7 protein-coding genes are annotated in these 8,481 nt (G+C 67.6%); 4 read left to right on the top strand and 3 right to left on the bottom strand.

Going from position 1 to position 8,481, the window contains the following annotated elements:
- The first annotated feature begins 138 nt into the window (after nucleotides 1–138).
- Entirely contained in the window at nucleotides 139–891 is a 753-nt protein-coding gene (locus AUC71_RS09260; protein WP_083238229.1) for a penicillin-binding protein activator, read from the top strand.
- Here the strand turns inward: AUC71_RS09260 and hemW are convergent.
- Genes hemW through rph form a run of 3 tightly spaced genes read right to left on the bottom strand, consistent with a single transcriptional unit; the run spans nucleotide 888 to nucleotide 3,349 of the window.
- On the bottom strand, nucleotides 888–2,036 hold the full coding sequence (hemW, locus tag AUC71_RS09255) for a radical SAM family heme chaperone HemW (RefSeq protein WP_069624035.1): 1,149 nt from the start codon (nucleotides 2,034–2,036) through the stop codon (nucleotides 888–890). The genes AUC71_RS09260 and hemW overlap by 4 nt on opposite strands.
- Complete coding sequence (locus tag AUC71_RS09250) at nucleotides 2,026–2,643, bottom strand: non-canonical purine NTP pyrophosphatase (protein ID WP_069624034.1); 618 nt, start codon at nucleotides 2,641–2,643, stop codon at nucleotides 2,026–2,028. The genes hemW and AUC71_RS09250 overlap by 11 nt, the downstream gene beginning before the upstream one ends.
- On the bottom strand, nucleotides 2,636–3,349 hold the full coding sequence (gene rph / locus AUC71_RS09245) for a ribonuclease PH (RefSeq protein ID WP_069624033.1): 714 nt from the start codon (nucleotides 3,347–3,349) through the stop codon (nucleotides 2,636–2,638). Before rph ends, AUC71_RS09250 begins: the two co-directional genes overlap by 8 nt.
- 134 nt (nucleotides 3,350–3,483) lie before the next feature.
- On the opposite strand from rph, the gene AUC71_RS09240 reads away from it, so the two are divergent.
- The 3 genes from AUC71_RS09240 to AUC71_RS09230 form a co-directional block, all read left to right on the top strand.
- Nucleotides 3,484–4,395 (top strand): DUF6869 domain-containing protein, encoded by a 912-nt coding sequence (locus AUC71_RS09240; protein WP_069624032.1) that lies wholly within the window; start codon nucleotides 3,484–3,486, stop codon nucleotides 4,393–4,395.
- 2 nt (nucleotides 4,396–4,397) lie between these two features.
- A complete protein-coding gene (gene mutS / locus AUC71_RS09235) occupies nucleotides 4,398–7,130 on the top strand; it encodes a DNA mismatch repair protein MutS (RefSeq protein ID WP_069624031.1) in 2,733 nt (910 codons plus the stop codon).
- A gap of 9 nt (nucleotides 7,131–7,139) precedes the next feature.
- Nucleotides 7,140–8,481 (top strand): [protein-PII] uridylyltransferase family protein (locus AUC71_RS09230; protein WP_244500872.1); only part of this gene is annotated, 1,342 nt, incomplete at its 3' end.

The following is an 8,481-nucleotide window of genomic DNA, read 5'->3' as shown; positions in this document are numbered from 1 at the left end:
GCCGAACGGCGCGCGCGCCGCGGCGCAAAGCGCGGTCAAGGACGGCGCCGAGCTGATCATCGGGCCGCTCTTCGCGCAGGAGGTGAGTGCCGCCGCGCAAGTGGCGCGCAGCGCCGGCATCCCCATGATCGCGTTCTCATCCGACGAGAAGGTCGCGGCAACGGCGTCTATCTTTTGAGCTTCCTCGCCGGTCGCGACGTGCCGCGCATCGTTTCCTTCGCCATGTCGCGCGGCAAACGGAACTTCGCCGTGCTCGTGCCGCAAACGGCCTATGGCCGCATCGCCGAGGCCGCATTCGCCAAGGCCGTGGCGTCCGGCGGTGGCTCCGCGCCGGTGCGCGCGAGCTTCGGCGGCTCGAACATGGATGCCGCCGTGAAGCAGGTCGCGAGCGCCGTGCAGGCGGGGCAACGGATCGACGCGCTGTTCCTGCCCGCGGGCCAGGAGGAGCTGCCGCGCCTCGCGCCGCAGCTCGCGGCCGCCGGTCTCACCAGCGCGAAGGTTCAATTCATCGGCACCGGGCAGTGGGATTATCCGAATGTGGGCAGCCAGCAGGCACTTGTCGGCGGCTGGTATCCCGCGCCCGATCCGAAAGGCTGGAACAGCTTCGCCGCGCGCTACGCCAAGACCTTCGGCGGCACGCCGCCGCGCATCGCGAGCCTCGGCTACGACGCCATGAGCCTTGCCGTCTCCCTGTCGCAGAATCCGCCGGGCCAGCGCTACTCGTTCTCCCAGCTCACGCGCCCAAGCGGCTTCGCCGGCGTCGACGGCCTGGTCCGCCTGCTGCCGGACGGGACGTCGGAACGCGGCCTGGCTATCCTCGAAGTGCGGCCCGGATCGCCCAGCGTGATCTCGCCGGCGCCACGCAGCTTCAACACTGCTTCGAGCTACTAGGCGGCGAGCTCCAGGATCAACCGCTCCAGCACGAGCCGCCCGGACTGGGTGGCCCTGAGACGTGCGCCGTTACGGGCCAAGAGCCCGTCGCTCTCAAGCGCATCGAGGACGGATGCATCGAGCGCGCGCCCGCCAAGAGCTTCGAGCCGCGCCACGTCGAGCCCCTCGGCGAGGCGGAGCGCCATGAGCAGATATTCTTCCGCCGTCTCTTGCGGGGTTAGCGCCTCGTCGCCGGCGAGCCCGTGCCCGCGAGACTCGACCTGCGTCAGCCACTCTTCCGGCGGCTTCAGCGTCGAGGTGGCGCGCTTCACGCCGTTCTCGGTGATGCGTCCATGGGCGCCGGCGCCGATCCCGGCATAGTCGTGGCCGCGCCAATAGATGAGATTGTGCCGCGACTCCGAAGCCGGCCGCGCATGGTTCGAGATCTCGTAAGCGGGCAGGCCCGCCTCCTCGCACAGCGCCTGAGTGAGGAGATACATGTCGCTCGCACTGTCGCCGTCCGGCACGCGCAAACGTCCGGCCGCATGGCGCGCGGCGAACGGCGTGCCGTCCTCGATGGTGAGCTGGTAGAGCGAGAGGTGGTCGGCGGCGTATGACAGGGCGCGCGACAGCTCGTTCTCCCACGCCGCAAGCGACTGGCCCTCGCGCGCATAGATCAGATCGAACGAGACGCGACCGAAATTCTGTTTGGCGATGTCGAGCGCCGCGAGCGCCTCGTCCGCGCTGTGCTGGCGGCCGAGCGCTTTGAGGCTCGCGTCATCCAGCGCCTGCACACCGAGCGACACGCGGTTGACGCCGGCGGATGCGTAGCCCGCGAAGTTCTCCGCCTCGACGCTGGTCGGGTTCGCTTCGAGCGTGATCTCTGCTTCTGGCGCGACCGTCCAATGACCGGCGATGCCGTCGAGGATGGCTGCGACCGTGCGCGGACCCATGAGGGAGGGCGTGCCGCCACCGAAGAAGATGCTGGTGACGGTGCGGCCAGGCGCGCGCGATGCGAAATGCGCAAGCTCGGTCAGATAGCCTGCGAGGAACCGCGCCTCGTCGATGCCGCCGTGCCGAACGTGAGAGTTGAAGTCGCAATACGGGCATTTGGCCTTGCAGAACGGCCAATGCACATAGACTCCGAAAGGCTCGTCAGGCGTCATTTGCGTAAACGGCTTCGATCATCTGCTCGAAGGCGCGCAGGCGATGCGACAGCGCGTTCTTCAAGCCCGGGTCCATCTCGCCGAACGTCTCGGTGTGGCCGTCCGGCACGAAGATAGGATCATAGCCGAAACCGCGGTCCCCGCGGGGCGGCCAGTGGATCGAGCCGAACACGCGCCCGGTGAAGGTGGCGTTCTCGGCATTTGGCGCTGCGAGTGCGAGCGCGCAGATGAAGTTCGCCCGCGTATAGGCGCCGCCGGTGGCTTCCAGCTCGTCATGGACGCGCTGCATGGCTTTGCCGAAGTCGCGCTCCTCCCCGCCCCAGCGGGCGGAATGGATGCCGGGTGCGCCGCCCAGCGCCTCCACCTCGATCCCTGAATCGTCGGCAAGCGCCATCAAGCCCGATCCGGCCGCGGCCGCCCGCGCTTCAAGAGCGCATTGGCCTCGACGTGTCGCCGGTCTCCTCGGGCTCGGGCAGTCCGAGCTCCCCGCCGACACACAGTCGATGCCGTAGGGCGCGAACAGCTCGCCCAGCTCCCGCACCTTGCCCTCGTTGTGGCTGGCGATGACGAGCTTCGAGCCGCGATGAAGGACGCCGGGCTTAAGCAACGGTGAGCTTCTGGAGTTCGACAAGCTGGGCGATGCCCGTCCGCGCCAGCAACATCAGCTGGTCGAACTGCTCCTGGCTGAAGGGTTCCGTCTCCGCCGTGCCTTGCACCTCGACGATGCCGCCTGAGCCCGTGATCACGAAGTTCGCGTCGGCGTCGGCTTCGGAGTCCTCGGCGTAGTCGAGATCGAGCACCGCCTCGCCGCCATAAAGGCCGCAAGACACCGCCGCCACGTGATCGCGCAGCACTTTGCCCTTGATCATGCTGCGCGCTTCCATCCAGGTGATCGCGTCGTGCAGCGCCACCCAGGCGCCGGTGATCGAGGCGGTGCGCGTGCCGCCGTCGGCCTGCAGCACGTCGCAATCGATGATGATCTGCTTCTCGCCGAGCGCAGGCAGGTCGGCCACCGCGCGCAACGAGCGGCCGATCAGCCGCTGGATTTCCTGGGTGCGCCCTGATTGCTTGCCGGCTGCCGCCTCGCGGCGCATGCGATCGTTTGGTGCGCGCGGCAGCATGCCGTATTCCGCCGTGACCCAGCCGCGGCCAGAGCCCTTGAGCCATGGCGGCACCGGTTCGCCCGCCGTGGCCGTGCACAGCACATGGGTCTCGCCGAAACGGACCAGGCACGAGCCCTCCGCGTGGCGCGACACGGCGCGTTCGAGGGTCACGGGGCGCAGCGCGTCGGGCGCGCGTTTGGACGGACGGATGATGGCGGGAACTCCTGATAAATCGGCTTGAGGCCGCGCACCCTAGAGGAGGCCTCGCGCAGGGAAAAGCCCTTTCCCCAACTCTCGTTTGGCCGGGCCTTGTGCGCTTCCGGGCGAGAAGCTACCACCCTTCGATGGGCTGGTGTGACGAGGTGCTCGGATTTTGCGACGCCTCCGGCGGCAAGGCCGATCCGCCTCCTGCCGCCGAGGAGATCGAAGCGCGTCTCGCGAGCCTGACGACGGATGATCTGGTGCGCGCCTGGCGGGAGGTCTGCACCACCGGTCTCAAGGACCAGACCGACGGGACCCACGCCTTCACCATGTATTTTGACCGGCTTTCCCATGAGACGCCCGAGCGTGGGATCGCGTTCATCGAAGCTGAACTCGCAAGCGAGCCGGACGACGAGATCGTCATGCTTCTGGCGGAAGGAAAGGTGCTCGGCCAGTTGCTCGTCTTCCATGCACGCCGCGCCGCGCCCGCCTTGCAAGAGTTGGCGCTCCGCCAGCCCCGCTTGCGCTGGCTGATGGGGGCCAAGGCGGCATCGATCCGAAGCGGCATGGTGGAAAGCCCTGAGCTGCAGCGGCGGCTCCTCGCCATCGCCGACGAGCAGGGCTACCGCGCCTGGCGCGAGAAGATGCGCAAGCCCGCGGAGCCGACGGAGTTTGCGGCGCTGCCGCTGCCGGAGCTTGCCGCGGCGTGGGTGGAGATCACGTCGCGGTCCGACCTCGAACGGGAACGCGACGAGGACTGGGGCGCGATGTTCGACTTTCAGCAGGACCTTGTGAGCAACGACCCGCTGGGGGCGCTCGAGCTGGTGAAGGTGATCCTCGAGATCGAGGACGACCCGAACATGCTGGGCCTGCTTGCGGCCGGCCTGCTGGAAGACCTCATCCCCGAAGAGGACGGTCCCGTGATCGATGCGGTGGTCGCCGAAGCCGAACGCAATCCGCGCTTCCGCCGTCTCCTCGGCGGCGTATGGTTCTATGGGATGAGCCCCGAGGTGGCGGCACGGCTGGAGACGGCCCGAGGTGAGGTGACGTGGTGAGCATGGCCCAGGATGCGACATCGCCACGGACCGGCGGGTCCGCGCCCGCGCCGTCCCCGGACGCGACCCCGATGATGGCGCAGTACTTGGAGATCAAGGCGAACAACGCCGACAGTCTGCTGTTCTACCGCATGGGTGATTTCTACGAGATGTTCTTCGACGACGCGGCGATCGCTTCCCGCGCGCTCGGCATCGCGCTCACCAAGCGCGGCAAGCATCTCGGCGAGGACATCCCCATGTGCGGCGTGCCGGTGCACGCGGCCGACGACTATCTTCAGCGCCTGATCGCTCAGGGGCATCGCGTGGCCGTGTGCGAGCAGACCGAGGATCCGGCCGAGGCCAAGAAGCGCGGTCCGAAGGCGGTGGTGCGCCGTGACGTGGTGCGGCTCGTCACCCCAGGCACGCTCACAGAAGAGTCGTTGCTCGATGCCCGCACGCACAATTTTCTCACCGCTCTGTTTCGCGGCGGCAACAAGGAAGGCTCCGAGCCGAGCTTCGCGCTTGCCACCATCGACATCTCCACGGGCGAGCTGATCGCGGCGTCGGCGCGGCTTGTCGATCTTCCAGGCGAGTTGGCGCGGATCAGACCCGGCGAGGTGCTGGTCGGCGAGGATCTCGCGGGCGACGCCGATCTTCGCCGTCTGATCGGCGAAGCCGGCGCGGCGCTGACGCCCTGCCCGCGCGCGCATTTCGACTCCGTGCGCGGGGAGCGATCCCTGAAGGAACGTCTCGGCGTGGCTGCGCTCGACGCCTTCGGCGACTTCACGCGGGCGGAACTGGCCGCGCTTGGCGGGCTGCTCACCTATGTGGAGATCACCCAGGTCGGCCGCGCACCGCTGCTGCGCCCGCCGCGAAAGGAAGCCGCCGGAAGTCTCCTTCTGATCGATGCCGCGACTCGCACAAATCTCGAGCTCGCCCGGTCCAATCAAGGCGCGCGGGCCGGCAGTCTGTTGGCGGCGGTCGACCGCACCGTTACCGCCGCGGGTGCCCGCGAGCTGGCGAGCCGCCTGGCCAGTCCTTTGACCGACGAGGCCGATGTAAACGCCAGGCTCGATGCCGTGTCCTATCTGGTGTCCGAACCGAGATTGCGCGGAGAGTTGCGGGCCGCGCTGAAATCCGCGCCCGATCTCGCGCGCGCCTTGGCGCGTCTCGCGCTTGGCCGCGGCGGTCCGCGCGACCTTGGGTCCGTGCGCCAAGCGATCATTGCCGCCCTCGATCTCGCCGCGCATCTCTTACGGACCGGCGAAGCGCTCGGCCTGCCGCGCGAGCTTATGAGCATTGTCGAGCGCTTGGCGGCAGCACCGCCGGAAATCGAGCAATCGTTGAGCGCGGCCCTGGCGCCGGAGCTTCCCGTCAATGCCCGCGACGGCGGCTTTATCCGCAGCGGCTTCAGCGGCGATCTCGACGAGCACCGCAATTTGCGCGACGGCAGCCGCCAGGTCATCGCCGGTCTGCAGGCGACCTACGCCGACGCCACCGGCATCAAAGGCCTCAAGGTGCGCCACAACAACGTGCTCGGCTACTTTGTCGAGGTCACCGCGCTGCATGCGCCGACGCTCACCAAGCCGCCGCATGTGGAGACTTTCCTTCACCGCCAGACCATGGCCAACGCGGTGCGCTTCTCGCGCCGGGAGCTCGCCGAGATCGAAGCGCGCATCACCTCCGCCGCCGACCGTGCGCTGGCGCTCGAACTGGACATCTTCGCCAAGCTCGTGGACGAAGTGCTCGGCGAGGAGCAGGCGCTGTCGGCGGCAAACGCCGCCCTGGCTGAGCTCGATCACTATGCGGGCCTCGCGGAACTCGCGGTCGAGCAAAACTGTGTGCGCCCGAAGGTCGACGGCAGCCTCGTGTTCGCCGTCGAGGAAGGCCGCCATCCGATGGTCGAGCAAAATCTGAAGCGCGGCGAGGGTGCGAGCTTCATCGGCAACGATTGCCGGCTCGGCGGCGGCGACGGCGAAGACGGCACGCGCGTGCTCGTGGTCACCGGCCCCAACATGGCGGGCAAGTCGACCTTCCTGCGCCAGAACGCACTCATCGTCGTGCTCGCGCAGTCAGGCTGCTTCGTCCCGGCCAAGGCCGCCCATATCGGCATCGTCGATCGCCTGTTCAGCCGCGTCGGCGCCGCGGACGATCTCGCCCGCGGCCGTTCCACCTTCATGGTCGAGATGGTCGAGACCGCCGCCATCCTCAACCAGGCGACCGCGCGTTCTTTCGTGGTGCTGGACGAGATCGGACGCGGCACGGCGACCTTCGATGGGCTGTCCATCGCCTGGGCGACGCTCGAATATCTCCACGAGGTGAACCGCTCGCGCGTGCTGTTCGCCACCCACTATCACGAGTTGACGGCGCTGGCGGACAAGCTCGCGCACGCCGCCAACGCCACGGTCGAGGTGAAGGAGTGGCGCGACGAGATCGTGTTCCTCTATCGGGTCATCAAAGGTGCCGCCGACCGCTCCTACGGCATCCACGTGGCGAAGCTTGCGGGCCTTCCCGGTCCAGTGCTCGCCCGGGCCGGCGAGGTGCTGACCGAGCTGGAAAAGGCCGATGGACGCCCGAAACCGGCCGATTTGGCCGACGATCTGCCCCTGTTTCAGGCGGCCAGAATGCCGCCCGGATTCGACGAGCCCTCGCCGCTGGAACAGGCGCTCCAGGGGCTCAATCCCGACGCCATGACCCCGAAAGAGGCGCTCGAAGCGCTCTATCGCCTCCGGACATTGCTTGAAGACGAGGCGTAAAGCCTCAATGTGCTAGATATTCCCGTGATGGACCAGGCCGCGCCAAGAACACCGCCCTATTTCGATTTCGATCTCCTGCGCCAGGAGACCGCCGAGCTCGCGCAGGCCCATGCGGGCCAGGACACGCAGCTTCGCGCGGCCTTGGTCGACTATCTCAAGCCGCTGGTCGCCGGCGCCCACGCCGCCGCCAAGCAGCAGCTCGACCGGTACGGGGACGGGCGGGCCTGTGCGGCAGGCCTCTCCGATTTCCAGGACGCGCTGATCCAGCTCGCCTACGACGTCACCACGAACCACATCTATCGGGCCCAGAACCCCTCGACCGCCGAGCGCATGGCCGTGGTCGCGCAAGGCGGCTATGGGCGCGGGCTGCTGTCGCCGGGCTCCGACATCGATCTCTTGTTCCTGCTGCCCTACAAGCAGACTGCCTGGGGCGAGAGCGTCGCCGAGTACATGCTCTATTTGTTGTGGGATCTCGGCTTCAAGGTCGGCCATGCCACGCGCACGATCGCGCAATGTATTCGCTTGAGCCTCGCCGACATGACCATCCGCACGGCGTTGCTCGACGCCCGGCTCATTCTCGGCGATGAGAAGCTCTTCGCCGAGTTCGTGCATCGCTTCCGCCGCGAGGTGCTCGATACCGATGCGCGCGCCTTCATCGAGGCCAAGCTTGCCGAGCAGGACCAACGGCACTCGCGCTCGGGCGCCTCGCGCTATCTCGTCGAGCCGAACATCAAGGAAGGAACCGGGGGCTTGCGCGACCTGCACACGCTGCATTGGCTCGCCAAGCATCTCTACCCCGATCAGGCCGAGGAGGAATTCGTCGAAGCCGGCGTCTTCACGCCCGGCGAGTATCGCAGCTTTCGCCGCTGCGAGTTCTTCCTCTGGACCGTACGCTGTCACCTGCATTTTCTCACCGGCCGGCCCGAGGAGCGGCTGAGCTTCGATCTCCAGCGCGCCATGGCGGATCGGCTCGGCTATCGCGGCCATGCGGGCTTGAGCGGCGTCGAGCGTTTCATGAAGCACTACTTCCTTATCGCCAAGGAAGTCGGCCAGCTCACGCGCATCGTCTGCACCGCGCTCGAGCTGAAGCAATTGAAGTCGGTGCCGGCGCTCGATGCGCTGCTGGCGCCGTTCAGCTGGCGCCGCCGCGCCAAGCTGCGCCGGACCTCCGACTTCCGCATCGAGAACGGCCGCATCTCCACCGTCGACAAGGACGCCTTCGCCAAGGACCCGGTGAACTTCATTCGGTTGTTTGTCGTGGCGGACGAGAACCAGGCGGCGTTCTCTCCGGAGGTCTTGCGCCAGATCCGCGCGAATTTCCGTTTGATCGACGACGATCTGCGCCACAGCC

This window comes from Methyloceanibacter marginalis (assembly GCF_001723295.1).
GTDB lineage: Bacteria > Pseudomonadota > Alphaproteobacteria > Rhizobiales > Methyloligellaceae > Methyloceanibacter > Methyloceanibacter marginalis.
This window is presented reverse-complemented; position numbering and strand designations above follow the sequence as displayed.

What these genes read in the sequence shown, in the direction of transcription:
- hemW (WP_069624035.1), bottom strand. Translation starts at nt 2,036, where the DNA reads ATGACGCCTGACGAGCCTTTCGGAGTCTATGTGCATTGGCCGTTCTGC.
- AUC71_RS09240 (WP_069624032.1), top strand. Translation starts at nt 3,484, where the DNA reads ATGGGCTGGTGTGACGAGGTGCTCGGATTTTGCGACGCCTCCGGCGGC.
- mutS (WP_069624031.1), top strand. Translation starts at nt 4,398, where the DNA reads ATGGCCCAGGATGCGACATCGCCACGGACCGGCGGGTCCGCGCCCGCG.